The sequence below is a fragment of the Herbaspirillum lusitanum genome (assembly GCF_026127345.1).
GTDB classification, from domain to species: Bacteria; Pseudomonadota; Gammaproteobacteria; order Burkholderiales; family Burkholderiaceae_D; genus Herbaspirillum; species Herbaspirillum lusitanum.
Genome location: NZ_QXFG01000010.1, coordinates 293,694 through 316,906, shown reverse-complemented (window position 1 = coordinate 316,906; position 23,213 = coordinate 293,694). Strand labels below are relative to the sequence as shown.

The following is a 23,213-nucleotide window of genomic DNA, read 5'->3' as shown; positions in this document are numbered from 1 at the left end:
CATCAGCAACATCTGCAGCCTGTTGCGCCGACATAGACCGGCGCGCAGGCTGCCACTCTTACCTAAAGTTTTTCTCGGGATCGAGCCATGAATACCGCACACCGCAAACCTCTGCCCGGCACCAAGCTGGATTACTTCGACGCGCGCGGCGCAGTGGAGGCAATCAAGCCGGGCGCCTGGAACACGCTGCCTTACACCTCCCGCGTGCACGCCGAAAACCTGGTTCGCCGCTGCGACCCGGCCATCCTCAATGACTACCTGAAGCAGATCATCGAATGCAAGCGGGACCTGGATTTTCCCTGGTTCCCGGCGCGCGTGGTCTGCCACGACATCCTCGGCCAGACCGCGCTGGTCGACCTCGCGGGCCTGCGCGACGCCATCGCCGATCAGGGCGGCGATCCGGCCAAGGTCAATCCGGTGGTGCCGGTGCAACTGATCGTCGACCATTCGCTGGCGGTGGAATGCGGCGGCTTCGATCCGCAGGCGTTTGAAAAGAATCGCGCCATCGAAGATCGACGCAACGAAGACCGCTTCCACTTCATCAACTGGACCAAGCGCGCATTCAAGAACATCAACGTGATCCAGCCCGGCAACGGCATCATGCACCAGATCAATCTGGAAAAAATGTCGCCGGTCATTCATAACGACAACGGCCTGGCGTATCCGGACACCTGCGTCGGCACCGACAGCCACACGCCGCACGTCGACGCGCTGGGCGTGATCGCCGTCGGCGTCGGCGGCCTCGAAGCCGAGAACGTCATGCTGGGCCGCGCCTCATGGATGCGCCTGCCTGAAATCATCGGCGTCGAACTTTCCGGCAAGCCGCTGCCGGGCATCACCGCGACCGACGTCGTGCTGTCGCTGACCGAATTCCTGCGCAAGGAAAAAGTGGTCGGGGCTTACCTGGAATTCCGCGGCGAGGGCGCCTCTGCATTGACGCTGGGCGACCGCGCCACGATCTCCAACATGGCGCCGGAATACGGCGCGACCGCGGCGATGTTCTTCATCGACCAGCAGACCATCGATTACCTCAAGCTCACCGGCCGTGAAGACGAACAGGTCAAGCTGGTCGAGACCTACGCCAAGGAAGCCGGCCTGTGGGCCGACAGCCTGGCCACGGCGCAGTATGAACGCACGCTCGGATTCGATCTGTCGACCGTGGTGCGCACGCTGGCCGGCCCGTCCAATCCGCATCGCCGCCTGCCGGTGTCGGCGCTGGCCGAACGCGGCATCGCCGTCGATCTCGACAAGGCGCAGGCGCAGGAAGCCGAAGGCCTGATGCCGGACGGCGCCGTGATCATCGCCGCCATCACCAGTTGCACCAACACCAGCAATCCGCGCAACGTCATCGCCGCCGGCCTGCTGGCGCGCAATGCCAACAAGCTCGGCCTGACCCGCAAGCCGTGGGTGAAGTCGTCGCTGGCGCCGGGCTCCAAGACCGTGGAGCTGTATCTCGACGAAGCGGGCCTGAGCACCGAACTGCAAAAGCTCGGCTTCGGCATCGTCGCCTTCGCCTGCACCACCTGCAACGGCATGTCGGGGGCGCTCGATCCGGTGATCCAGAAAGAGATCATCGAGCGCGACCTGTACGCCACCGCAGTCCTGTCCGGCAACCGCAACTTCGACGGCCGCATCCATCCCTACGCCAAGCAAGCCTTCCTGGCGTCGCCGCCGCTGGTGGTGGCGTACGCGATTGCCGGCACCATCCGCTTCGACATCGAGAAGGATGTGCTGGCCATTGTCGACGGCAAGGAAATTCGCCTGAAGGACATCTGGCCGAGCGACGAAGAGATCGACGCCGTGGTCAAGTCCTCGGTCAAGCCCGAGCAGTTCCGCAACGTCTACACGCCGATGTTCGCCGTACAGGTGGACAAGGGCGAAGCAGCCGCACCGCTGTACGACTGGCGCCCGATGAGCACCTACATCCGCCGTCCGCCGTACTGGGAGGGCGCGCTCGCCGGCGAACGCACGATGACCGGCATGCGCGCGCTGGCGGTGCTGCCCGACAACATCACCACCGATCACCTGTCGCCGTCCAACGCCATCATGGCCGATTCGGCTGCCGGTGAATACCTGGCCAAGATGGGCTTGCCGGAAGAAGACTTCAACTCCTACGCCACGCATCGCGGCGACCACCTGACGGCATTGCGCGCCACCTTTGCGAATCCGCAGCTGGTCAATGAAATGGCGGTGGTCGACGGCGAGGTCAGGAAGGGCTCGCTGGCGCGCGTGGAACCAGACGGCAAGGTCATGCGCATGTGGGAAGCGATCGAAACCTACCTCAACCGCAAGCAGCCGCTGATCATCGTCGCCGGCGCCGATTACGGCCAGGGCTCGTCGCGCGACTGGGCGGCCAAGGGCGTACGTCTGGCGGGCGTGGAAGTGATCGCGGCCGAAGGCTTTGAACGCATCCACCGCACCAACCTGATCGGCATGGGCGTGCTGCCGCTGGAATTCAAACCTGGGACCACCCGCAAGACGCTGGGCATCGACGGCACCGAGACCTTCGACGTGATCGGCAAGCGCACTCCGCGCGCCGACCTGACGCTGGTGATCATCCGCAAGAACGGCGAACGCGTTGAAGTGCCGATGACCTGCCGCCTCGACACCGGAGAAGAAGTCTCGATCTACGAAGCCGGCGGCGTGCTGCAGCGTTTTGCGCAGGACTTCCTGGCATCGACTGTCAAGGCCGCCTGAGCGGCAGGATCGTCCAGATAATTACGAAAGCATGCATATGACCCACGTACCCCAAATCAAGATTCCGGCCACCTACATGCGCGGCGGCACCAGCAAGGGCGTGTTCTTCCGCCTGCAGGATTTGCCGGCCACGGCGCAAGCGCCGGGACCCGCGCGCGACGCCTTGCTGATGCGCGTGATCGGCAGCCCCGACCCGTACGGCAAGCAGATCGACGGCATGGGCGGCGCCACCTCGAGCACCAGCAAGACGGTGATCCTGTCCAAGTCCACCCGGGCCGGGCATGACGTCGACTATCTGTTCGGCCAGGTTTCCATCGACACGGCGTTCGTCGACTGGAGCGGCAATTGCGGCAACCTGTCGGCGGCGGTCGGTCCGTTCGCCATCAGCAACGGCCTGGTCAATCCCGATCGGATTCCGGTCAACGGCGTTTGCATCGTACGCATCTGGCAGGCCAACATCGGCAAGACCATCATTGCGCACGTGCCGATCACCGACGGCCAGGTGCAGGAGACCGGCGATTTCGAACTCGACGGCGTGACTTTCCCAGCCGCCGAAGTGCAGCTCGAATTCATGGATCCTGCAGCGGAAGAAGAGGGCGCCGGCGGCGCCATGTTCCCGACCGGCAATCTGGTGGACGACCTGGAAGTGCCGGGTATCGGCACCTTCAAGGCGACCATGATCAACGCCGGCATCCCGGCGATTTTCCTCAACGCGGAAGACATCGGTTACACCGGCGTCGAATTGCAGGACGCCATCAACGGCGATCCCAAGGCCTTGGCGCGCTTCGAGACCATCCGCGCACACGGCGCCGTACGCATGGGCCTGATCAAGCACATCGACGAAGCCGTCAAGCGCCAGCACACGCCCAAGGTTGCCTTCGTCGCCAAGCCGCGCGACTACACCGCATCCAGCGGCAAGAAGGTTGCCGCCGCCGACGTCGACCTGCTGGTGCGCGCCATGTCCATGGGCAAGCTGCACCACGCCATGATGGGCACGGCGGCGGTCGCCATCGGCGTGGCTGCGGCGATTCCCGGCACGCTGGTGAATCTTGCCGCCGGCGGCGGTGAACGTACGGCGGTGCGCTTCGGTCATCCGTCCGGCACCTTGCGCGTCGGTGCGCAGGCGCAACAGGCCAATGGCGAATGGAGCGTGACCAAGGCCATCATGAGCCGCAGCGCACGGGTGCTGATGGAAGGTACGGTGCGCGTGCCGGGCGACGCATTCTGATCGGATCGATCAGGGCGCAACTTCGGATGCTGCGCCGCGGCGCGACAAAACCGGAGTTGCGGAACGAAAGTTGGTAAGATGCCGTCCACATTCTTTTTTCATCCCGGCATTGGACCAAAACATGACTTTCTTGCAACGTGCTTCCGTACTGACCCTGACCATCCTGCTGGCTGCCTGCGCTGAAACGGTGCCGCTGACCGAAACCAAGCCGGTGCCGGCGCCGTTGCAACCGGTGGCCGCCGCCGTCAATCCGGCCTGGGCCGGCCGCCTGGCGACCGGCAGCTTCTCCTGCGAGATGGGCAACAAGGTCGAAGTCAAGCTCGACGGCAACAGCAACGTGAGCCTGGTGTGGAAGGGCAGCACCTACAAGATGACGCCGGTATCGACCTCCACCGGCGCGCTGCGTTTCGAAGACAAGGGCGACGGCCTGGTCTGGATCCAGATCCCGTCGAAGTCGATGCTGCTGAATTCGAAGATCGGTCAGCAACTCGCGAACGATTGCAAGAATCGATAACACCTTTTTGTTTTTTGAACGGCAAAAAAGGATGCGTCGATGCATCCTTTTTTTTCGCGTTCCGCAGATTTTTCGTCACGGTTTTTTTCAAAAAAACTGAAGCAGATTAAGCTGCACGTAAGCATGTTCTGCGACAGTAAAGCGCAACACACAACAAGCAGATGAATGCCGCGCAAAGACGCAGCACACCGCTCGCAGCGATACCCTGACAAGGTCGGTGCGCATCCGATTGCCATGAGGAGACATCATGAGTTACGCATCGTTTTACCAGCAGTCCATCGACGACCCGGATACCTTCTGGGCCAATGAAGCCAGGCGCATCGACTGGCATGCACCGTTCACCAAAACACGCGATTACACACGCCCGCCGTTCGCGCGCTGGTTCATCGGCGGCGAGACCAATCTGTGCCACAACGCCGTTGATCGTCATCTGGCGCAACGCGCCGATCAGGCCGCGCTGATTGCAGTGTCGACCGAAACCAATACCGAAAAGACCTACACCTTCCGCGAGCTGCATCGCGAAGTCAGCGCAATGGCGGCGATCATGCTGTCGCTTGGCGTCAAGCGCGGCGACCGCGTGCTGATCTACATGCCGATGATTGCCGAGGCGGTGTTCGCAATGCTGGCGTGTGCACGCATCGGCGCGGTGCATTCGGTGGTATTCGGCGGTTTTGCGTCAACCAGTCTGGCGACGCGCATCGACGATGCGCAGCCGACGCTGATCGTGTCGGCCGATGCCGGCTCGCGCGGCGGCAGGGTGGTGGCGTACAAGGGTTTGCTCGACGAGGCGATACGGCTGGCGCAACACAAGCCGGCCCATGTGTTGCTGACCGATCGCGGACTGGCCGAGATGCCGCGCACCACCGGACGCGACGTCGATTACACCAGCCTGCGCGCGCAATACCTCGATGCCGATGTGCCGGTCGCCTGGCTGGAATCGAACGAGCCGTCCTACATCCTCTACACCTCCGGCACCACCGGCAAGCCGAAGGGAGTGCAACGCGACGTCGGCGGTTATGCAGTGGCGCTGGCGGCGTCGATGTCCTACATATTCTGCGGTAATCCCGGCGAGACTTATTTCTGCACCTCCGACATCGGCTGGGTGGTCGGCCATTCCTACATCGTCTACGGTCCGCTGATGGCCGGCATGGCAACCATCCTGTACGAAGGCCTGCCGGTGCTGGCGGGCGACAAGCCGGACGGCGGCATCTGGTGGAGCCTGGTGGAGAAGTACAAGGTCACGCGCATGTTCTCGTCGCCGACCGCCATCCGCGTGCTAAAGAAGCAGCCGGCCGAATGCATGACGCGGTATGACTTGTCATCGCTCAAGAGTCTCTATCTGGCCGGCGAGCCGCTGGACGAGACCACCTCGAACTGGATTTCGGGTGCGCTCGGCGTGCCGGTGATCGACAACTACTGGCAGACCGAAAGCGGCTGGCCCATCCTGTCCATCGCCAAGGGCGTGGACGACAAACCGACCCGGCTGGGCAGTCCGGGCGTGCCCCTGTACGGCTACAAGATGCACATCATGAACGAGTCCACCGGCGAACTGTGCGGCGTCAACGAGAAGGGCGTGGTGGTGATCGAAGGGCCGTTGCCGCCGGGCTGCATGCAGACCGTGTATCGCGACGACGAGCGCTTCGTCAATACCTACTGGTCCAACTTCAGGACGCAGGTGTATTCGACCTTCGACTGGGGCATCCGCGATGAAGACGGGTACTACTTCATCCTCGGCCGCACCGACGACGTCATCAACGTCGCCGGTCATCGCCTCGGCACGCGCGAGATCGAAGAAAGTATTTCCAGCCATGCCAACGTGTCCGAGGTGGCCGTGGTCGGCGTCGACGACAAGCTCAAGGGCCAGGTCGCCATCGCCTTCGTGATCCCCAGGCAGGCCGACGCCGTCGCCACGGCGGAAGGTCGCCAGGCGCTTGAGGCAGAAATCATGCGCGTGGTCGACAAGCAGATCGGCGCCGTCGGCCGGCCGTCGCGCGTGCATTTCGTCAGCCTGCTGCCGAAGACGCGTTCGGGCAAGCTGCTGCGCCGTTCCATCCAGGCCATCTGCGAGGGACGCGATCCGGGCGACCTGACCACCATCGAAGATCCGACCTCGCTGCAGCAGATCAAAGCGGCCTTGCAAGCCTAGAAATAGGCTGGAGCGGCAGCGACGACGTCCGGCCCCTGCGCCGGACGTCGTCATTTTGGGTACACTACGTGTTACCGCACTTTCTTCCCAGCTTTCATGACTACCTCGATACGCCCGGCCACGACGGCCGATGCCGCCGCCATTTGCGAGATCTACAACCACTACGTTCTGACGACGACCATCAGTTTTGAACTGGAAGCCGTTTCCACCGAGGAAATGGCGCAGCGCATCGTCGAGGTGTCTGCCATGTTTCCATGGCTGGTGTATGAAGAAGACGGCCGTATCCTCGGCTATGCATACGCCACCAAATGGAAAGCGCGCAAGGCCTATCAGCAGTCCGTCGAGAGTTCTGTCTACATGGCCAGGGACAGCGGCGGCAAGGGCGTCGGCACGAAGTTGTACCGCGCCTTGTTTGTCGAACTGAAGGCGCGCGGCGTCCATGCCGTCATGGGCGGCATTGCCCAGCCGAATCCCGGCAGCATCGCCCTGCACGAAAAAATGGGCTTCGTGAAAGTCGCCCATTTCGCACAGGTCGGCAGGAAATTCGATCAATGGATTGACGTCGCCTATTGGCAGCTGATCCTCTAAGGAGTACACATGGCCAGATCGACCAGAGCAACCGGCGCCATCGAGCGCCTCAACACGCGTGCAGGTACCAGGCAGTATTCCATGGGCCGCACCTCGGCCGAGCTGTTTTACCTGCTCCAGCGCACACCCGACAATCCGGCTGAAAAACTCTGCGAACCATTGCCGCTGGATGAGTTCGTCGCCTTCGTCAATGCCTACGGACCGCAAAAGCCGAAGCGCATCAGCAAGCTTGACGTCGCGTTTGAAAAACAGCTCGCCAAGAAACGCGAAGAGTAAATCACTGTGGCCCCGCTCCGCCCCCGCCCGCAAAAGCGCAAGGACTGGATACTGCGGTCGCAGTCGTCCGGCATGGAGCGCATCGAGGCATTTTTCCACGGACGCGGCTACGCCATGCATCGCCACGACACCTACGCCATCGGCATCACGCTGGGTGGGGTGCAGTCATTCCAGTACAAGAAGTCGATGCGCCACAGCCTGCCCGGCAACACCATGGCGCTGTACCCCGACGAGCCGCATGACGGCCAGGCCGGCAGCGAAGCGGGTTTCCGCTATCGCATGCTGTACATCGAACCGTCCTTGCTGCAGGACGCACTCGGCGGTGTCGCATTGCCGTTCATCGAAGGCGGCATCTCGACCGATCCATGCCTGTTCGGCGCCGTGCGCAATTTGTTGCTGCACATGGACGACGAGGTGGAGCCCCTGCAGCAGGACGACGGCATCTTCGAGCTGGCGCGTGCGCTGGATGCGGTATCCGGCAAACGGCCGCGGCGCCATGCCGCCGACTTCGGGGCAGCCCGGCTGGCGCGCGAATACATTCACGGCGCGCTCGACCGTACACTCACGCTCGACGAGCTGGCGCAAGCCAGCGGCCGCGATCGCTGGAGCCTGACGCGCGACTTTCGCAGCTTCTTCGGCACCAGTCCCTATCGCTACCTCAGCATGCGCCGGCTCGACATGGCGCGTCGCCTGATGGCGCAGGGCCTGCCGCTGGCGGACGCCGCCGCCATGTCCGGCTTTGCCGACCAGAGCCACATGACGCGCTTGTTCACCAAGACCTACGGTATTGCACCGGCGCACTGGCTGCGCATCATGCGGCACGGAACCTGATCCCCCGGTTGCCGCGCAAGTTGCACGATCGTTCAAGACCGCGGCGTTTCGCTCGCGTAGGCTTGCCTCCGTTACTTACCTACGGAGCCAGCATGTCAGCCGCCATCAACCTGCGCGAATACCGCGCCATCAATTTCACCGACAAGCTTTCGCTGTTCAGCGAGCACTGGTCGCAACGCGTCATCGCCGAAATGAACGACTACCAGTTCAAGCTGGCGAAAGTGAAGGGCGACTTCATCTGGCACGACCACGCCGATACCGATGAAGTCTTTATCGTGATCGATGGCAGATTGCGTATCGACTTCCGCGACGGCGCGGTGCATCTGAAAGCGGGCGAGATGTTCGTGATCCCCAAGGGTGTCGAGCACAAGCCGTATTCCGAAGAAGAGGCCAGCATCCTGCTGGTCGAGCCGCGCGGCGTGGTCAATACCGGTGCCGAAGAAAGCGAGCGTACGCGCGCCAACGACGTGTGGATTTGAGCAAGCATTCGGATTCTGTCGCTGGTAGCTTTGACCAAAGTCCGGCTGATTTCAGCATCCCGAGTGCACGGTGCGGCTGACATGAAGTTGTCACATTGACATGTTAATCTCAGGCAGCACTTAAAAAATGGGCGCCTGCGAAAAACGCAGCGGGGAGGGAATTGTGCTTGCACGTTCCACTAACCCGTCCGTACTTTTGTACGATTTATTGAGGCGTTTCCATGTCAATGCTGAACCGTTTTTTTCGATTTGTTCGACTTGCCTTGCTCTTGCTGGTCACAGGCCTGACTCAGGCCACACCGCTTGTTTCCCGGCTCACGCCGCCGTCCGAGCTTTTCAGCACCGGTCGCGATTACCCGATGATTGCTCGTTTTTTGTCTGACCAGCGTTTCGATTTGCAGGCGACAGTTCAACCTGATCCAGGTCAGACGATTACGCGTTTTGAATTTGCCGTCGACGGCGTGCCGATCCTGGTGCCGGCCGCACGGACTAGCCTCGTCACACAGGGCCTGGTCAAAGGAATGCCCCGGGACACCGCCGTTGTTTCGCTGCGCGCTTACAGCAATAATCAACCCGGCAAACATATCCTCAGCGTGACCGCAACCCAGTCCGACGGTAAACAGGCGCGCGCAAAAGGGAGTTTTGAAGTGGTGCCGCTGTTGACCGGCGACGGCAGACCGGCCCGCAATGTCATTCTGCTGCTGGGCGATGGCATGGGAATCACGCATCGCACGGCGGCGCGCATTGTGGCGAAAGGCTATAGCCAGGGCAAGGCGAACCAGCCGCTGGCGATGGACACCTTTCCCTATACCGGTCTTTTGATGACCTCGTCCCTCAATTCCATCGTGACCGATTCCGCGCCCGGCATGTCGAACTACGTGACGGGCAACAAAGCCGCAAATGCCCAGGAGGGCGTATGGCCGGATGAGACGCTGGATGCATTCGACAATCCGCGTGTTGAATATCTGTCGGAATATCTGCATCGCAAGTTCGGCAAGGCGTTGGGCATCGTGACAACTGCCGATGTTTCCGATGCCACCCCGGCGGCCAATGCGGTTCATACGGCCAACCGCAGTGCGGGCACCGGTATCGTGGATCAGTTTCTGGATGATCGCGAGCTGACGGGCTTGACTGTGTTAATGGGCGGAGGGCGAAAATGGTTTCTGCCGAACAGGGATGACAGTATCAATCCGCAGCCGGTAAATGGATCGCAACGGCTCTCCGGAAGCGATGCGATCTTGCCTGACGACGTCGTCGCCGGCTGGGGCGTGGCTAAGGGCGACAGAGATGCGGGGCGCGATTTGATTGCCGATTTTCAGCGGGCGGGATTTGGCTACGCGCCGGACGCGGCGAGCATGACCGCAGTTGCCGCCCGATCAGGCAAGTTGCTTGGTCTTTTTTCGTACGGCAATATGAACGTTGCGTATGACAAAATTGCAGGCCGACGCGGCGCCGGCCAGGTCGTCAATGATTTCGGTTTTCCCGATCAGCCCATGCTCGACGAAATGGCAAGAGCCGCGCTGACGGTGCTGGCCAAACAACCCAACGGCTTTTACATGATGATCGAGGGCGCTTCGATCGACAAGCAGGCCCATGCAATGGATTCTGATCGCTGGATTCTGGAGACGCTCGAATTCGACCGCGCCGTGGAAGTTGCTCAGAACTTCGCCCGCCAGCATACCGATACCTTGGTGCTGGTTACTGCGGATCATGAAACGGCAGGCGCTTCCATCATTGGTAGCGCCAATTCAAGCGATCATGCCTACGACGGGACTGCGACCAGCAAAGATCGCGATCAGATCGTCCATGTGTACGATTCAGCGGGCTTTCCGCAATACCAGATCATGCCTGACGGTTACCCCCAAACGACCGACATTGCCAACAAAATCCTGATCGGCTACGGTTCGAATGCAGATCGACGCGAGACGTGGCGGTCAAACGAAAAACCTGTGATGGATGACCAGCCGTTTGCCGCTCATGTGCCGCTCAATACTTATCCTGCCAACGCCGGCGCGCGCAATCAAGGTCAAGGATTTTCCATTACCGGCCAGATCGGTGGCCACTCGGCATCGCATACCGCGACGGATATTCCGCTGTCTGCCTTTGGTCGCGGCTCACGGCTGTTTACGGGGGTGTTTGACAACACCGAGGTGTTTTTCAAAATTGGCCAGGCGGTCACCGGAGGCGCGAGTCCCCTCCAGAACGACTAGCAGCATCGAGCTGCGCGGTTCTCGAAAACGTACCCGCCAACTGGTCGGGTACGTCGTCAGCGGTCAGGAAAAATCGAGCGTCGCCACCACCGGCGCGTGATCCGACGGCTGCTCCCACTTGCGCGGCACCTTGTCGATTACGCACGCCGTGCATTGCGCCGCCAGCGGCGCGGTCAGCAGGATATGGTCGATGCGCAATCCCCTGTTGAGACGGAAGCCCATCTGGCGGTAGTCCCACCAGCTGAAGAGTTTTTCCGGCTGCTCGAATTTGCGGAAGGCGTCGGTGAAACCCATTTTTTCCAGATGGAAGAAGGCGGCGCGTTCCGGTTCCGACACCAGGTTCTGGCCGACCCAGGCGGCCGGATCATGCACGTCGCGGTCTTCCGGCGCGATGTTGTAATCGCCCAGCAGCGCCAGTTTTTCGTGTTGCTGCTGCTCTTGCGCGAGCCATGTATGCAGGGCTGCCAACCACTTCAGCTTGTATTGATACTTCTCCGAATCCGGCGCCTGGCCGTTGGGAATGTAGGCGCAGACATAACGCACGCCTTCGATGGTGGCGGCGATGATGCGTTGCTGTTCATCCTCGAACAGCGGATTGTTCTTGACCACGTCGGCGATCGGATGGCGCGACAGGATCGCCACGCCGTTGTAGGTTTTTTGCCCGCTGAAGACGACCTCGTAACCAGCGGCGTTGATTTCAGCCTGCGGGAATTTGTCGTCGGTGAGCTTGGTTTCCTGCAGGCACAGCACATCGACCGGATTGTCGCCCAGCCATTGCAGTACCTGGGGCAGGCGGACCTTGAGGGAGTTGACGTTCCAGGTGGCGATTTTTTTCATTGGAGCAGTGGCCTTTGCGTGGTGCGCCCGGCAAGTCCGGCACGCGAGAAATAAGAAGTCGCATATTACAGGAACTCATTTCATGCGGCCTCGCGCGCTCGGTTCTGGCCGCACAGCCGGCGTTGTCCATGTTGGCGAATAAGTTCTGTTTTGCCGGCGTAAATATTTCGTTCTTTGCGTTGTCGATTTCGAAAAACTCCATCGATTTGCGCTGTCCCTTGGGAAGTGTTGTCGTCACACAAAAATGTAACGAGTCTGACATGTTGCTTCAATAGCATACGCCTGGTTGTGCCCGCTGCTGTCTGAGGCCGGGTGGCATCCGATGCAATTCCTGTCCACTTGTTATCTCTTGGTGTCCCATGACAAAAAAATGTGCCGTTGCGGCGCTCTTGGCGAGCGTCCTGATGTTTTCCGGAGTGACGTCCGCGCAGGGCGCTTCGTCAGGCGGTTCGGCGACGATATATGGCGTGATCGACGTCGGCATGGAGTATTTCAATAACGCCGGCCGTCGCGGCGGCAGCCTGCTGCGACTGCAATCGGGCGGCGCCAGCACCTCGCGTATCGGCTTCAAGGGCATCGAGGACCTGGGCGGGGGCATGCAGAGCTTCTTTCAGCTGGAAGGCGGTTTCCTGGCCGACAGCGGCGACCGCTCGGATCCCCACAGCTTCTTTAACCGGCAGGCCAATGTCGGCTTGGCGGGGTCTTACGGCAAGGTGCTGATCGGAAGAAGCGAAAGCACGACCGGCGACTTTTCGATCAACGATCCTCTCAGCAACCACTATTCGTGGTCCGGGGCCAGTACGCACATGCGCGGAGATCGCAAGGACGGCATCCTGGGCCGCATCTCCAACGTGGTGAAATATGAAGGCAAGTTCGGCGCTTACCGTCTCGGCGGGAGCTACGGCCTGGGCGAGTCGGCCGGCAGCCATGCCAGCAATGCCAGGTATTCGGCGGGGGTGCAGTATCTCGGCGGCAGCGTGACCGGCGTGCTGACATTCGATCGGCAGAACAGCAAGTTGGCCTTCCCCGGCTACGACCAGGCCTCGAACATCCAAGTGTCCGGCTCCTATGCGCAAGCGCTCGCCAAATTCTTTGCCGGTTATCGTCGATATGCCAGGCACGCTCTCACCGCAAGCAAGGACGTGCGCAGCGACTTTGTGTGGATTGGCGCAAGTTACCTGATGTGGCCGGCGACCACGGTGAGCGGCGCGGTCTATCACGTCGACCTGCGCAATGATCCCAAGGGCAACAACGGCACTCCGACCATGTATGCCATGCGCCTCAGCTACGCCATGTCGGCGCACACCACGTTTTACGCCACGGGCGCTTATGCCGCTGCCAGCAACAGCCAGCCGGTCGGCGTGTCGAACGCTGTCAATTCCTACTCGGAAAGCGGCGCGCAGGCAGGGATCAACATCGGTGCAACGCATCGCTTCTGAAGTCATCGGCCGGGGCGCAATGGCGGATTCAGAGGCGACGAGCAAGCTCGTCCGACGCGTGCCGGATTATTTGAAGTGATAGTTGATCGCCACCAGCCCCATGTTCTCGGTGCTGTGGTTGACGATCGGGCTGTTGGCGATGCCGTTGCCCAGCCATTTGCGGCGGAAGGTGACGTTGGCGACCCAGTTCTCGGCCACCGGCATTTCGATGGTCAGGCCCAGCATCGGTGTGGTCGAGGCGCCGGCATGGTATTCGCGGAAACCGCTGGCAGTCGATTCCTGGCCGGTAACGCCGTAAAAGTAATTGTTGTAGCTGCTGCTGCGACGCTCAATGCCGACTTGCGGGTAGAAGCTGGCGCGGCCGAGGTCGAATTGCGCCGCGTAGACGGCTTCCAGCAGCGTGCCGTGCGACTTGTTGACGTCGTAGAAGGCGTTCAGGAAGAACGCGCCGAAACGGGTTTCCTGCAAGGTGCCGATGCCGAGCGGCACGGAGTTGGAGCGACGGTTCAGGCCGCGCTCGGCGTCCATGTGATCAAAGTTGACGCGCGCCGCCAGTTCCAGATAGCCCGCGCCAAACTTCACGGTCTTGACGCCGAAGGTATCCAGGCGCGCGAAGAAGCGGCCGTAGTCGAAATAAGCGTACGGCAGGACCTGGGTAACGTCGCTCTTGCCGAGAATGTTGCGTTCAAGGCGGAACACGCCCGGGCCGATGTCGCCGCGCAGGTGGTCGGGGAAGTCGGCTTCCGCAGCTTGCTGGGCCGCGGCGTGGCCGGCGAACGACAGGAGCAGGGCGCACAGCAGGGTTTTGTTCATGTTGGCTTTCGATGGGTGGAATGTAGGTGAAATGTAGGTGAACGGTGGAAGAGGCGGAGTGCAGCGGCAAGGCCGCCAGTGTCATTGGGTGGCATCTTGCACGAATAATGGTCCCGGCATCAAGCCCGGGCTTTTCTTTTGACGAAGGCATTTTCCGGTTTGAGCGGTTTGCCCTCGCAGGTGTGCAATGTGATTTTCGGGATCGGCTTGCCGCTGTCGCGGTCGACCATCGGAGCGATGGATTCGCCCTTCTTGAACAGATGGCCTTCACCCCACTGGCGCAGGCCCAGCACCACCGTGAACAGTCCCTTGCCCTTGGCGGTGAGGAGGTATTCCTGATACGCGCTGCCGTCGGAGGCCGGGGCGACGTCGAGGATGCCGGCATCGACCAGGTCGCGCAGCCGTGCCGACAGGATGTTCTTGGCCACGCCCAGGCTCTTCTGGAACTCGCCGAAGCGGCGCATGCCGTCGAAGGCGTCGCGAATGATCAGCAGCGCCCAGCGGTCGCCGACCACGTCAATCGACCGCGCTACCGGGCAGGGATCGCTCATGAGACTTTTCCGCTTGGCCATCGTATTGCCGCTTCCTCGTGCATGTCTGATGGTTGCATTTTAAAACTCGCTCGCCTACACTTCAACTGGTTTTAATTTGAAACCACTTGCAGCGGTAAATGACGACAGTGAAAAGGAGCGGGGCAATGGCGCAAAACGAGGGCGGAGCGGGTGCGTGCCGATTCGAAGAGGCTGGCCCGGAGCGTGCATCCGCCGTGATGCCGCGCGCCATGGTGTTGTTGTTTGCGATGGCCTGCGGCGTCAGCGTCGCCAACGTCTACTATGCCCAGCCGCTGCTGGATGCATTGGCGGCGGAGTTTGGTTTCAGCCAGGCGGCGGTCGGCGTGGTGGTGACGGCAACCCAGCTCGGTTCCGCGCTGGCCCTGGTGCTGGTGGTGCCGCTCGGCGATTTGCTGGACCGGCGTCGTCTGACGCTGGCGCAGTTGCTGCTGTTGTTTGCCGCGCTGGTCGCGGTCGGGCTGGCATCGTCGCCGGCCTGGCTGCTGATCGGCATGCTGGCCGTAGGCATGCTCGGCACTGCCATGACGCAGGGATTGATTTCCTACGCGGCGGCGTTGGCGGCGCCGCACGAGCGCGGCCGCGTGGTCGGCACGGCGCAGGCAGGCGTGGTGATCGGACTGCTGTTGGCGCGCACCTTGGCCGGGATGATCGCCGACGTTGCCGGCTGGCGCATGGTGTACGCGGTGTCGGCGGTACTGGCCCTGCTGATGCTGGCGCTGTTGCATGGCCGCCTGCCGCACCGTCCTGCGGATGGCGGCGCCGCTCGCTTGTCGTATGGGCAACTGCTGGCGTCAATGGCCACGCTGATGCTGCATGACCGCGTTCTGCAAATTCGCGGCGTCATCGCGATGCTGATGTTTGCCGTGCTGAACATTTTCTGGAGCGCGCTGGTGTTGCCTCTGCGCGCGCCGCCGTATTCCTTGTCGCATGCGGCGATCGGCGCCTTCGGCCTGATTGGCGTGGTCGGCACGCTGGGCGCGGCCAAGGCTGGCAGTTGGGCCGACCGCGGGCGCGGTCAGTGGACCAGCGGCGTGGCGCTGGCGTTGCTGGCGACTGCCTGGCTGCCTTTGTCGCTGCTGTCGTGGAGCCTGTGGGCGCTGGCGGCGGGCGTGCTGCTGCTGGACCTGGCGGCGCAGGCGATCCATGTCACGAATCAGAGCATGATTTTTCGCGCGAGTGCTACCGCGCATAGCCGATTGGTGGCTTGCTACATGATTTTCTATGCGGTGGGCAGTGGCGCTGGGGCGGTGTCGTCGACTGCGGCGTTCGCTGCGTGGGGATGGGCCGGCGTGTGTATGCTGGGGGCCGGCGTCAGTGTGCTCGGCTTGCTGTTCTGGGGCTGGAGCCTGAGGCACATGCCGCGCGCCTGAGTGCAGCCGGGATTCAGAACCGCGCGCTGGCGAGCACGATGACGCGTCCCAGCAAAATGCAGTCGGGCTGATCGAATTCAAGGCGAGGGTAGCGCTTGCCGGCGCTGTTGTCGGAGGTCATGAACCAGCGCCCGAGGTCCAGCGCCAGGCGTTTGATGATGGCTTCGCCGCGGTAGTTGATCAGGTAGACCGCGCCATCCTGCAAAGCGGTGTCGCCGCCGTTGACCACGACGACGTCGCCTTCATGCAGACGCGGCGCCATGCCGGCGCCGGTTACGGCGACAGCGAACAATTCATCGGCACGCAGGCCGTGCGCCTTGAGCCAGCTTTTTGGAAATTTCCACTGGCACAGCGTCGGCGCGATCTCCTGCCTGCCTGTGCTGGAGGAGCCTGCGGTCAGCTTCAGTACCACCTGCCGGATGGTGACGGCGTCGTCGGCTTCCGTTTTGGACGTCTGGCGCACGAGATAGGGCGGCGCCATCTCGCCGACGGCAAACTGGTCGAAATACAGGGTGCCGAGGTGCAGGCGCTCTTCCAGCGCGCGGGCGGCTTTCTCGCCGAAGCCCCGGCCGTGCCGGTAACGCGACGAGAGCAATTGCGCCAGGCGCGACTCGCTCATGCCGCTGTCGTCGCAAATCCGTCGGCGGTCGCTGCCATAGCGATCCGCGATCAACGCAAGCAAACGTTTCCGTCGATGTTCATGCATGTCCATGCCTGCATTTGAACGCAAATTTAGCATTTGGTAAATTAGCTTTTGCTTGACTTGTCTGTAGCAGATGCTAAATTGTCGTTATGACATTGATTGAATATCTCAATTCCGTTCCGATGGACAGGCGCGCCGCACTTGCCGCGTATTGTGAGACCTCGTTCGACTACCTGCGCCAGATCGGCTATGGCAATCGCTCGTGTTCACCGCGGATTGCGGTTTGTCTGGAAAGCGCGTCGCAGGGATTGATCACCCCTAAAGACCTTTTCCCCGACGACTGGGCCAGGCTGTGGCCGGAGTTGGACGAAAAAAACGACTGAATCCCCGCCTACCAGGATATCCATGCCACCGTTCAAAACATCGTTGTGCCGGACGCCCGGCGGATTTTTCACGCTGCCGAATTTCTTCGGGATGGAGACGGCCGTGAGCGCCTACACCACCGGCGTCGCGCAGTTTTTGTTGATGGGAGTGCTGTGTGCGGTGCTGCCTGCAATGCTGTATTGGCAGTATCGCCGTCGTCGCTGGTGGACGGGGGCGGCCGGGTTGGTTGCGTTCATTCTGGCGCTCGACCATCTCATGCTTAAAGACCGCGGCAGCCTGTGGCACACGCTGGCGGCGACGACGATCCTGTGCGGCCCGCCGTATCTTGCTTCGGTGGGATTCCGGGCTGCGATGCGCAGGCTCGGAAGTGCGGTGAGTGGCGATGCCCCGGCGGCATTGTCGTGGTCCAGTCGCGCTGCGCTGGCGACGCTGACGGTCGTTGCGCACCTGCTGTTCTTCATTGTCGCCACGATTGCCGATATCGCAAGCCCGGCGTTGTTAGGCGTGGTCGGCGATGCGGTCAACTGTCTGTACCATCTGGCGCGACCGGTTGATTTCCGATCCTATGGCGAACAATTGAACATGCTGTTGGCGGCGTTGCCAACGCTGGTGCTGGCGACGTTGCTGCAAGGCTGGCTGCGCCGACGCCCAACGATCGGCTTGCGAGCACCGTTGCTGCTCTCACGCTAGCGATGCGCCGATAAAAAAGCCGTCATCTTGCGGATGACGGCTTGATTGCGGAGCGTGAAAAATTACGCGCGCGCTTTTTGCGACTTCTTCGCTTCATTCAGCAGGAAGGTCGTCAGCAGCGGTACGGGACGGCCGCTGGCGCCCTTGGTCGCGCCGCCGCGCCATGCGGTGCCGGCGATGTCCAGATGCGCCCAGGTGTATTTCTTGGTGAAGCGCTCAAGGAAGCACGCCGCCGTCACGCTGCCCGCCGGCTGACCGCCGATGTTGGCGATGTCGGCGAAGTTCGACTTCAGCTGTTCCTGATAGACGTCCTGCACCGGCATGCGCCATGCGGTGTCGCCGCTGGCCTTGCCGGCTGCCAGCAGGTCGTTGGCAAGCTGATCGTGGGCATCGTCTTCACGCGTGAACAGGCCGGTGTTGTGATGACCCAAAGCCACCACGCAAGCGCCGGTCAGCGTCGCGATGTCGACCACGGCCGCAGGCTTGAAGCGTTCAACGTAAGTCAGCGCGTCGCACAGGATCAGGCGGCCTTCGGCGTCGGTGTTGAGTACTTCGATGGTCTGGCCCGACATCGAGGTGACGATGTCGCCCGGCTTGGTGGCGCGGCCCGACGGCATGTTTTCGCAGGTCGGGATGACGCCGATGACGTTGAGCTTCAGTTGCAGCTCGGCGATGGCGCGGAAGGTGCCGAGCACCGAGGCGGCGCCGCACATGTCGTATTTCATTTCATCCATGCCGGCGCCCGGCTTGAGCGATATGCCGCCGGTGTCGAAGGTGATGCCCTTGCCGACCAAGACGATCGGTGCATCCTTGGATTTGCCGCCGAGATGCTTGAGGACGATGAATTTCGGCGGCTCGTCGCTGCCGTTGGTGACGGACAGGAAGCTGCCCATCTTGAGCGCTTCGAGTTGTTTGCGGTCCAGCACTTCGACGCCGAGCTTGTATTCCTTGGCCAGTTTCCTGGCGCTGTTGGCGAGGTAGGTCGGGGTGCAGACATTGCCCGGCAGGTTGGCCAGGTCCTTGCTCAGTTCCATGCCGTTGGCCAGCGCCACGGCTTCGGCCAGGCCGGTCTTGGCGGCGACAGCGGCGGCGGTGGAGACCGCGACGGCAATCTTCTTCACACCGGTCGGGGCGGGATCTTTTTTGCTCTTCAGGACGTCAGAGCGGTAATTGTTGTCGCGTGCGGCCAGCACCAGCGCGCGGATGGCCCAGGCAATATCTTTCCCCTCGCGGCCCTTGATCTTGCCCAGCGGCAGCGCCACCAGCGCATCGGCGGCGCCGACGGTGCTCAGTGCGCGTACGGCGCCTTGTGTTGCGGAGGAGAAACTCTTGTCGGTGATTTCTTCATCGGCGCCCAAGCCAACCAGCAGCACGCGTTCGGCGGCGACGCCGGCCAGACCGCGCAGCAGCAGCGTGGAACCGGGCTTGCCGGTGATGTCGCCGGATTTCAGCGCATCGCTGATCGCGCCCGATTTGTCCAGGGCTTGCGCAGCTTGCGTCAGTTTGCGGTTTTCAAAAACGCCAACGACGAGCACGCCGGTCTTGGCGGCGTTGACAGAGGTTTTTGCGTCCAATGTTTTTATGCTAAAGTCCATCGCTTGTCCTTAGTTTGCTAGTTTTTGTTTGCATCAATCTACCTCTGCGATTATAAGCCCCGAATGATTTTTGAGCGCGCTCTTCGACGCGAATTGATGAGCACCGCCGGCGCAGTGTTCACAACGCTATTTACAATCACCCTCACCGTGATGCTGATCAAGATTCTCGGTCAGGCAGCCGGTGGGCAGGTGAGCTCGCAGGACGTGCTCGCGCTGATCGGTTTCCAGGCGCTGAACTACATGCCGGTGATCCTGATCCTGACCGGTTTCATCTCTGTACTGCTGGTGGTCACGCGCAGCTATCAGGATTCCGAAATGGTGGTGTGGTTCGCATCGGGCCTGAGCCTGACGCGTTGGATCAGGCCGGTGCTGCGCTTCGGCTGGCCGATCATCCTCCTGACCGCGGTGTTGAGTTTCGTCGCCACCCCTTGGGCCAACCAGCAAAGCGCGCAATTCCGCGAGCGCTTTGAAAAGCGCGAAGACATCGCGCGTGTCTCTCCCGGCAAGTTCCAGGAGTCCGCCACCGCCAACCGCATCTTCTTCGTCGAAGGCATTTCCGGTGACGCCAACAAGGTCAAGAACGTCTTCGTCAACACTTTTCGCGACGGCAAGAACAGTATCGTGGTCGCCAAGGAAGGCGAAATGGAAGTCGACAAGGACGGCGAAAAATTCGTCGTCATGAACAAGGGCCGCCGTTACGACGGCATGCCCACCCAACCCGATTTCCAGATGGTCGAATTCGAACGCTACGGCTTGCTGGTGGGCGGACAGTCGCAAGCCGCCGCCGGCGACAAGTCGGCGCGCGCGCTGCAGACCTGGGACTTGCTAGCGCAGGACACCCAGTTCACCCGCGGTGAGCTGCTGTGGCGCATGGCCTTGCCGCTGATGGCCTCGACCCTGATGCTGCTGGCGATTCCGCTGTCCTTCGTCAATCCGCGTGTCGGCCGTTCGATGGGCTTGCTGGTCGCGTTGCTGCTGTTCGTCGTGTACAGCAACACGGTCAGCGTGATGCAATCATCCGTGATCCAGAACCGCACCTCGTTCCTGCTGGCCTGGTGGCCGGTACATCTGGTGGTGGCCTTGCTGGTGATCGGCCTGTTCTTCCTGCGGCTGAAGGTCAACAGCCACTATCATCCCGCAGTCATGTGGTCTCGCGTACGGCGTGCGCTTTTCTTGAAACGGCAAGCCTGATGAGAGTCCTGCAACGTTACATCACCACCGAGATCGTTCGTTCGGTTGCCTTCGCGCTGGCGGCCTTCCTCGCGCTGTTCGCCTTTTTTGAAATGATGGGGCAGCTGGAAGCAGTCGGCCGCAACGGCTATCAATTGCAGAACGCCGTGCTCTACGTGATCATGGGTTTGCCCGGCAACGTGTATGAGCTGATGCCGATCGCCGTGCTGATCGGCACCATTTACGCGCTGGCGCAGTTCGCCGCGAGTTCTGAATTCACCATCATGCGCGTGTCCAGCATGTCGACGCGCATGACCGCCAAGGCGCTGGCCAAGATCGGCCTCGGCTTTGCCATCGTCACCATCCTGTTCGGCGAACTGGTGGCGCCCAAAGCCACCGAGCTGGGCGAGAAGATCAAGCTGCAGGCGCAGGGCTCCTCGCTGTCGCAGCAGTTCCGTTCCGGCTTGTGGGCCAAGGACGTCATCAAGAGCAATGGGCTGGAAGGCGACGTGATCGGTACGCGCTTCCTCAACATCCAGCGCATCCAGACCGACGGCGGCCTGGAAGGCGTGAAGATTTACGAGCTGGACAAGGACTTCCATCTCTCCGACCTGATCGTGGCTGCGCACGGCGATTACCAGGGCAACCACACCTGGCAACTGTCCGACGTACAGAAGACCACGTTCATCGTCGATAAGAAGGTCAGCGCGATCACTGCGCCGATCAGCACCGAGAAGATCAAGACCGTCAATTTCGTTTCCGAAGTCACGCCGGAAATCCTGTCGGTGCTGTTCGCCGATCCGGATCGCATGTCGGCCTACGATCTGCGTGCCTACACCAAGCATCTGGAAGCCAACAACCAGCGCACCGAGCGCTATGAGATTGCGTTCTGGAAGAAGATCGTCTACCCATTGTCGATCTTCGTGATGATGGGGCTGGCGCTGCCGTTCGCCTATCTGCATTTCCGTACCGGCGGCGTCAGCCTGAAGATATTTACCGGCATCATGATCGGCGTCAGCTTCCAGCTGATCAACAACCTGTTCTCGCATCTGGGCTTGCTCAACACCTGGCCGGCGCTGGTCACCGCGGCATTGCCGAGCACGCTGTTCATGCTCATGGCGCTGGTCGCCCTGCGCTGGGTCGAGCGGCGCTAGGTCATCACATCATGAAGAAATCGCTGATCCTCTTCGCGCATGGCGCGCGTGATCCCAACTGGGCCGAACCGTTCAAACGCTTGCGTGCAATGACGCAGGCGAACCTGCCGGACGTGGCGGTGGAGTTGGCTTTCCTGGAATTGATGACGCCGGACCTGCCGCAACTGGCGGCGCAACAGATCGCCGACGGCGCGCAGCAGGTCACGATCGTGCCGGTATTTTTGGGGCAGGGCGGACATGTCCGGCGCGATTTGCCGGTATTGATTGACCAGTTGCGCCGGGATCATCCCGGCGTGAATTTTCAGGTGGCCGCAGCGGCCGGTGAAGACGACGGCGTGCTGCAGGCGCTGTCGCAATACTGCATCAGCAGCTCTGGTAAATAACGCCGCTTCAGAATAAGCGTCCGCCGTTCGGCGTAGCCCGATCCGGCGCGAACAACACCACTTCCCCCTGTGCATCGGGGAATCCCAGCGTCAGCACTTCCGACATGAATTTGCCGATCTGACGCGGTGGAAAATTGACCACCGCCGCTACCTGTTTCCCCACCAGCTCATCCAGCCGGTAGAGCGCCGTGATCTGCGCACTGCTCTGCTTGATGCCGATGGTCGGGCCAAGGTCGATTTTCAGCTTGTAGGCCGGTTTGCGGGCTTCAGGGAAGGCCTCGGCGGAGATGATGGTGCCGATGCGGATATCCACCTTGAGAAAATCGTCGAAAGTGATCGGCGCCGCTGCCGGTGCGCCGGGGTCGTGTAGCAGGTGCATGGAGTGTGCTCAGAAATAGACAGACATAGACAGACGATGATCAGTCACGGCTTGCCAGCGCTTCGCCGATCATGACGAGCACCGGGCCGCTGCACTGGGCCAGGCCTTGTTCCAGCGTGCCGAGTTCGAGATCGAGGATGCGCTCGTTGTCGCGGCTGCAATTTTCCACCACCACCACCGGCGTCGTGCGCGCATAGCCGAGCGACAGCAGACGTTGCGCCGTCGCGGCGGCTTCGCGGCCACCCATGTATTGCACCAGCGTGTCGCCGTTGGGCATGATGAATTCGCTGGGTTCGTCGGGCGCGGTGCTGGAAGTGAACAGCGAGACGCTGCGGGCGATGCCGCGCTTGGTCAGGGGCCGCTGCGCCGATGACGCCGCCGCCAGCGCAGCGGTGATGCCGGGAACGATTTCGTAGGGAATGTTCTGGCTGTCGAGCGCGCGCAATTCTTCATCGGCGCGGCCGAACAGCATCGGGTCGCCGCCTTTCAGACGCACGACAAGACGATATTGGTGCGCGCATTCGATCAGGCGTTCATTGATGACTTGCTGGGCGGTGGAACGTTGGCCGCTGCGTTTGCCGACCGAGATCTTGACGGCTTGCGGGCACAGTTCCAGCATTTCTTCGGTGACCAGCGCATCGTGCAAGACGACGTCGGCCCGGGCAAGAAGACGCGCGCCGCGTACGGTAATGAGGTCGGCTGCGCCGGGACCGGCACCGATAAGATAGACCTTGCCCGCGGTGGGCGCGGCATCCGTGGCGGAAGCAGAGGAAGCAGAGGACGGCGGCAGATTGGCTGGGCTCATACGAAGAAAT

General features: G+C 61.6%; 23 protein-coding genes. 16 read left to right on the top strand and 7 right to left on the bottom strand.

Translation table 11 applies throughout. The annotated features are described in order from the left end of the window. The first annotated feature begins 87 nt into the window (after window positions 1-87). The 9 genes from acnD (at window position 88) to DXT88_RS16225 (ending at window position 10,969) form a co-directional block, all read left to right on the top strand. On the top strand, window positions 88-2,697 hold the full coding sequence (gene acnD / locus DXT88_RS16265; RefSeq protein ID WP_265215004.1) for a Fe/S-dependent 2-methylisocitrate dehydratase AcnD: 2,610 nt from the start codon (window positions 88-90) through the stop codon (window positions 2,695-2,697). 37 nt (window positions 2,698-2,734) lie between these two features. Then, window positions 2,735-3,925 carry a 2-methylaconitate cis-trans isomerase PrpF gene (prpF, locus tag DXT88_RS16260; RefSeq protein WP_265215002.1) on the top strand — a complete coding sequence of 397 codons (1,191 nt, stop codon included), beginning with the start codon at window positions 2,735-2,737 and terminating at the stop codon, window positions 3,923-3,925. Between the two features lie 121 nt (window positions 3,926-4,046). Next, window positions 4,047-4,439 carry a hypothetical protein gene (locus DXT88_RS16255; RefSeq protein ID WP_265215001.1) on the top strand — a complete coding sequence of 131 codons (393 nt, stop codon included), beginning with the start codon at window positions 4,047-4,049 and terminating at the stop codon, window positions 4,437-4,439. 247 nt (window positions 4,440-4,686) lie between these two features. Next, window positions 4,687-6,585 (top strand): propionate--CoA ligase, encoded by a 1,899-nt coding sequence (locus DXT88_RS16250; RefSeq protein WP_265214999.1) that lies wholly within the window; start codon window positions 4,687-4,689, stop codon window positions 6,583-6,585. Between the two features lie 96 nt (window positions 6,586-6,681). Further along, window positions 6,682-7,173 carry an arsinothricin resistance N-acetyltransferase ArsN1 family B gene (locus DXT88_RS16245; RefSeq protein ID WP_016833997.1) on the top strand — a complete coding sequence of 164 codons (492 nt, stop codon included), beginning with the start codon at window positions 6,682-6,684 and terminating at the stop codon, window positions 7,171-7,173. A gap of 9 nt (window positions 7,174-7,182) precedes the next feature. After that, a complete protein-coding gene (locus DXT88_RS16240) occupies window positions 7,183-7,449 on the top strand; it encodes a hypothetical protein (protein ID WP_016833996.1) in 267 nt (88 codons plus the stop codon). A gap of 72 nt (window positions 7,450-7,521) precedes the next feature. Continuing rightward, entirely contained in the window at window positions 7,522-8,280 is a 759-nt protein-coding gene (locus tag DXT88_RS16235; protein WP_265214997.1) for a helix-turn-helix transcriptional regulator, read from the top strand. A gap of 92 nt (window positions 8,281-8,372) precedes the next feature. Continuing rightward, a complete protein-coding gene (locus DXT88_RS16230) occupies window positions 8,373-8,759 on the top strand; it encodes a cupin domain-containing protein (RefSeq protein ID WP_265214995.1) in 387 nt (128 codons plus the stop codon). Between the two features lie 221 nt (window positions 8,760-8,980). After that, window positions 8,981-10,969, top strand: coding sequence for an alkaline phosphatase (locus DXT88_RS16225; RefSeq protein WP_265214993.1), 1,989 nt, complete (start codon window positions 8,981-8,983; stop codon window positions 10,967-10,969). A gap of 63 nt (window positions 10,970-11,032) precedes the next feature. Here DXT88_RS16225 and xth read toward each other — a convergent pair whose 3' ends face one another. Next, window positions 11,033-11,806 (bottom strand): exodeoxyribonuclease III, encoded by a 774-nt coding sequence (gene xth, locus DXT88_RS16220; RefSeq protein WP_265214991.1) that lies wholly within the window; start codon window positions 11,804-11,806, stop codon window positions 11,033-11,035. Window positions 11,807-12,165: 359 nt separating this feature from the next. Between xth and DXT88_RS16215 the strand changes: the two genes are divergently transcribed. After that, window positions 12,166-13,245 (top strand): porin, encoded by a 1,080-nt coding sequence (locus DXT88_RS16215; RefSeq protein ID WP_265214989.1) that lies wholly within the window; start codon window positions 12,166-12,168, stop codon window positions 13,243-13,245. 66 nt (window positions 13,246-13,311) lie between these two features. On the opposite strand, the gene DXT88_RS16210 is transcribed toward DXT88_RS16215, so the two are convergent. Continuing rightward, window positions 13,312-14,058, bottom strand: a complete 747-nt coding sequence (locus DXT88_RS16210; RefSeq protein WP_016833990.1) for a MipA/OmpV family protein — start codon at window positions 14,056-14,058, stop codon at window positions 13,312-13,314. Between the two features lie 119 nt (window positions 14,059-14,177). Further along, window positions 14,178-14,630, bottom strand: a complete 453-nt coding sequence (locus DXT88_RS16205) for a winged helix-turn-helix transcriptional regulator (protein ID WP_016833989.1) — start codon at window positions 14,628-14,630, stop codon at window positions 14,178-14,180. A 197-nt stretch (window positions 14,631-14,827) separates the two neighbouring features. Between DXT88_RS16205 and DXT88_RS16200 the strand changes: the two genes are divergently transcribed. Continuing rightward, the gene (locus DXT88_RS16200; protein WP_265215245.1) at window positions 14,828-16,000 is read left to right on the top strand and encodes an MFS transporter; all 1,173 of its coding nucleotides are present in this window, start codon (window positions 14,828-14,830) and stop codon (window positions 15,998-16,000) included. Between the two features lie 13 nt (window positions 16,001-16,013). Here DXT88_RS16200 and DXT88_RS16195 read toward each other — a convergent pair whose 3' ends face one another. Next, a complete protein-coding gene (locus tag DXT88_RS16195; RefSeq protein WP_265214986.1) occupies window positions 16,014-16,682 on the bottom strand; it encodes a S24 family peptidase in 669 nt (222 codons plus the stop codon). Between the two features lie 110 nt (window positions 16,683-16,792). Between DXT88_RS16195 and DXT88_RS16190 the strand changes: the two genes are divergently transcribed. Then, window positions 16,793-17,026 carry a transcriptional regulator gene (locus DXT88_RS16190; RefSeq protein WP_265214984.1) on the top strand — a complete coding sequence of 78 codons (234 nt, stop codon included), beginning with the start codon at window positions 16,793-16,795 and terminating at the stop codon, window positions 17,024-17,026. Between the two features lie 22 nt (window positions 17,027-17,048). Continuing rightward, the gene (locus tag DXT88_RS16185; protein ID WP_265214982.1) at window positions 17,049-17,717 is read left to right on the top strand and encodes a hypothetical protein; all 669 of its coding nucleotides are present in this window, start codon (window positions 17,049-17,051) and stop codon (window positions 17,715-17,717) included. A 62-nt stretch (window positions 17,718-17,779) separates the two neighbouring features. Here the strand turns inward: DXT88_RS16185 and DXT88_RS16180 are convergent, their stop codons facing one another. Continuing rightward, the gene (locus tag DXT88_RS16180) at window positions 17,780-19,312 is read right to left on the bottom strand and encodes a leucyl aminopeptidase (RefSeq protein ID WP_265214979.1); all 1,533 of its coding nucleotides are present in this window, start codon (window positions 19,310-19,312) and stop codon (window positions 17,780-17,782) included. 63 nt (window positions 19,313-19,375) lie between these two features. Between DXT88_RS16180 and lptF the strand changes: the two genes are divergently transcribed. The 3 genes from lptF to DXT88_RS16165 are packed head-to-tail and all read left to right on the top strand — an operon-like array spanning window position 19,376 to window position 22,019. Beyond that, on the top strand, window positions 19,376-20,503 hold the full coding sequence (gene lptF, locus DXT88_RS16175; RefSeq protein WP_265214977.1) for an LPS export ABC transporter permease LptF: 1,128 nt from the start codon (window positions 19,376-19,378) through the stop codon (window positions 20,501-20,503). Next, the gene (gene lptG / locus DXT88_RS16170; RefSeq protein WP_016836414.1) at window positions 20,503-21,636 is read left to right on the top strand and encodes an LPS export ABC transporter permease LptG; all 1,134 of its coding nucleotides are present in this window, start codon (window positions 20,503-20,505) and stop codon (window positions 21,634-21,636) included. The genes lptF and lptG overlap by 1 nt, the downstream gene beginning before the upstream one ends. Before the next feature lie 11 nt (window positions 21,637-21,647). After that, window positions 21,648-22,019, top strand: a complete 372-nt coding sequence (locus DXT88_RS16165) for a sirohydrochlorin chelatase (RefSeq protein WP_265214973.1) — start codon at window positions 21,648-21,650, stop codon at window positions 22,017-22,019. 7 nt (window positions 22,020-22,026) lie between these two features. Here DXT88_RS16165 and DXT88_RS16160 read toward each other — a convergent pair whose 3' ends face one another. Together DXT88_RS16160 and cobA are read right to left on the bottom strand one after the other, a co-directional pair. Continuing rightward, on the bottom strand, window positions 22,027-22,398 hold the full coding sequence (locus DXT88_RS16160; protein ID WP_016836416.1) for a tRNA-binding protein: 372 nt from the start codon (window positions 22,396-22,398) through the stop codon (window positions 22,027-22,029). 40 nt (window positions 22,399-22,438) lie between these two features. After that, entirely contained in the window at window positions 22,439-23,203 is a 765-nt protein-coding gene (cobA, locus tag DXT88_RS16155; RefSeq protein ID WP_265214971.1) for a uroporphyrinogen-III C-methyltransferase, read from the bottom strand. Window positions 23,204-23,213: the final 10 nt, after the last annotated feature.

Excerpts from the sequence above, each read along its gene's own strand:
- acnD (WP_265215004.1), top strand. The coding sequence starts at position 88 with ATGAATACCGCACACCGCAAACCTCTGCCCGGCACCAAGCTGGATTAC.
- prpF (WP_265215002.1), top strand. The coding sequence starts at position 2,735 with ATGACCCACGTACCCCAAATCAAGATTCCGGCCACCTACATGCGCGGC.
- DXT88_RS16255 (WP_265215001.1), top strand. The coding sequence starts at position 4,047 with ATGACTTTCTTGCAACGTGCTTCCGTACTGACCCTGACCATCCTGCTG.
- DXT88_RS16250 (WP_265214999.1), top strand. The coding sequence starts at position 4,687 with ATGAGTTACGCATCGTTTTACCAGCAGTCCATCGACGACCCGGATACC.
- DXT88_RS16245 (WP_016833997.1), top strand. The coding sequence starts at position 6,682 with ATGACTACCTCGATACGCCCGGCCACGACGGCCGATGCCGCCGCCATT.
- DXT88_RS16240 (WP_016833996.1), top strand. The coding sequence starts at position 7,183 with ATGGCCAGATCGACCAGAGCAACCGGCGCCATCGAGCGCCTCAACACG.
- DXT88_RS16235 (WP_265214997.1), top strand. The coding sequence starts at position 7,522 with ATGGAGCGCATCGAGGCATTTTTCCACGGACGCGGCTACGCCATGCAT.
- DXT88_RS16230 (WP_265214995.1), top strand. The coding sequence starts at position 8,373 with ATGTCAGCCGCCATCAACCTGCGCGAATACCGCGCCATCAATTTCACC.
- DXT88_RS16225 (WP_265214993.1), top strand. The coding sequence starts at position 8,981 with ATGTCAATGCTGAACCGTTTTTTTCGATTTGTTCGACTTGCCTTGCTC.
- xth (WP_265214991.1), bottom strand. The coding sequence starts at position 11,806 with ATGAAAAAAATCGCCACCTGGAACGTCAACTCCCTCAAGGTCCGCCTG.
- DXT88_RS16215 (WP_265214989.1), top strand. The coding sequence starts at position 12,166 with ATGACAAAAAAATGTGCCGTTGCGGCGCTCTTGGCGAGCGTCCTGATG.
- DXT88_RS16210 (WP_016833990.1), bottom strand. The coding sequence starts at position 14,058 with ATGAACAAAACCCTGCTGTGCGCCCTGCTCCTGTCGTTCGCCGGCCAC.
- DXT88_RS16205 (WP_016833989.1), bottom strand. The coding sequence starts at position 14,630 with ATGGCCAAGCGGAAAAGTCTCATGAGCGATCCCTGCCCGGTAGCGCGG.
- DXT88_RS16200 (WP_265215245.1), top strand. The coding sequence starts at position 14,828 with ATGCCGCGCGCCATGGTGTTGTTGTTTGCGATGGCCTGCGGCGTCAGC.
- DXT88_RS16190 (WP_265214984.1), top strand. The coding sequence starts at position 16,793 with ATGACATTGATTGAATATCTCAATTCCGTTCCGATGGACAGGCGCGCC.
- DXT88_RS16185 (WP_265214982.1), top strand. The coding sequence starts at position 17,049 with ATGCCACCGTTCAAAACATCGTTGTGCCGGACGCCCGGCGGATTTTTC.
- DXT88_RS16180 (WP_265214979.1), bottom strand. The coding sequence starts at position 19,312 with ATGGACTTTAGCATAAAAACATTGGACGCAAAAACCTCTGTCAACGCC.
- lptF (WP_265214977.1), top strand. The coding sequence starts at position 19,376 with ATGATTTTTGAGCGCGCTCTTCGACGCGAATTGATGAGCACCGCCGGC.
- lptG (WP_016836414.1), top strand. The coding sequence starts at position 20,503 with ATGAGAGTCCTGCAACGTTACATCACCACCGAGATCGTTCGTTCGGTT.
- DXT88_RS16165 (WP_265214973.1), top strand. The coding sequence starts at position 21,648 with ATGAAGAAATCGCTGATCCTCTTCGCGCATGGCGCGCGTGATCCCAAC.
- DXT88_RS16160 (WP_016836416.1), bottom strand. The coding sequence starts at position 22,398 with ATGCACCTGCTACACGACCCCGGCGCACCGGCAGCGGCGCCGATCACT.
- cobA (WP_265214971.1), bottom strand. The coding sequence starts at position 23,203 with ATGAGCCCAGCCAATCTGCCGCCGTCCTCTGCTTCCTCTGCTTCCGCC.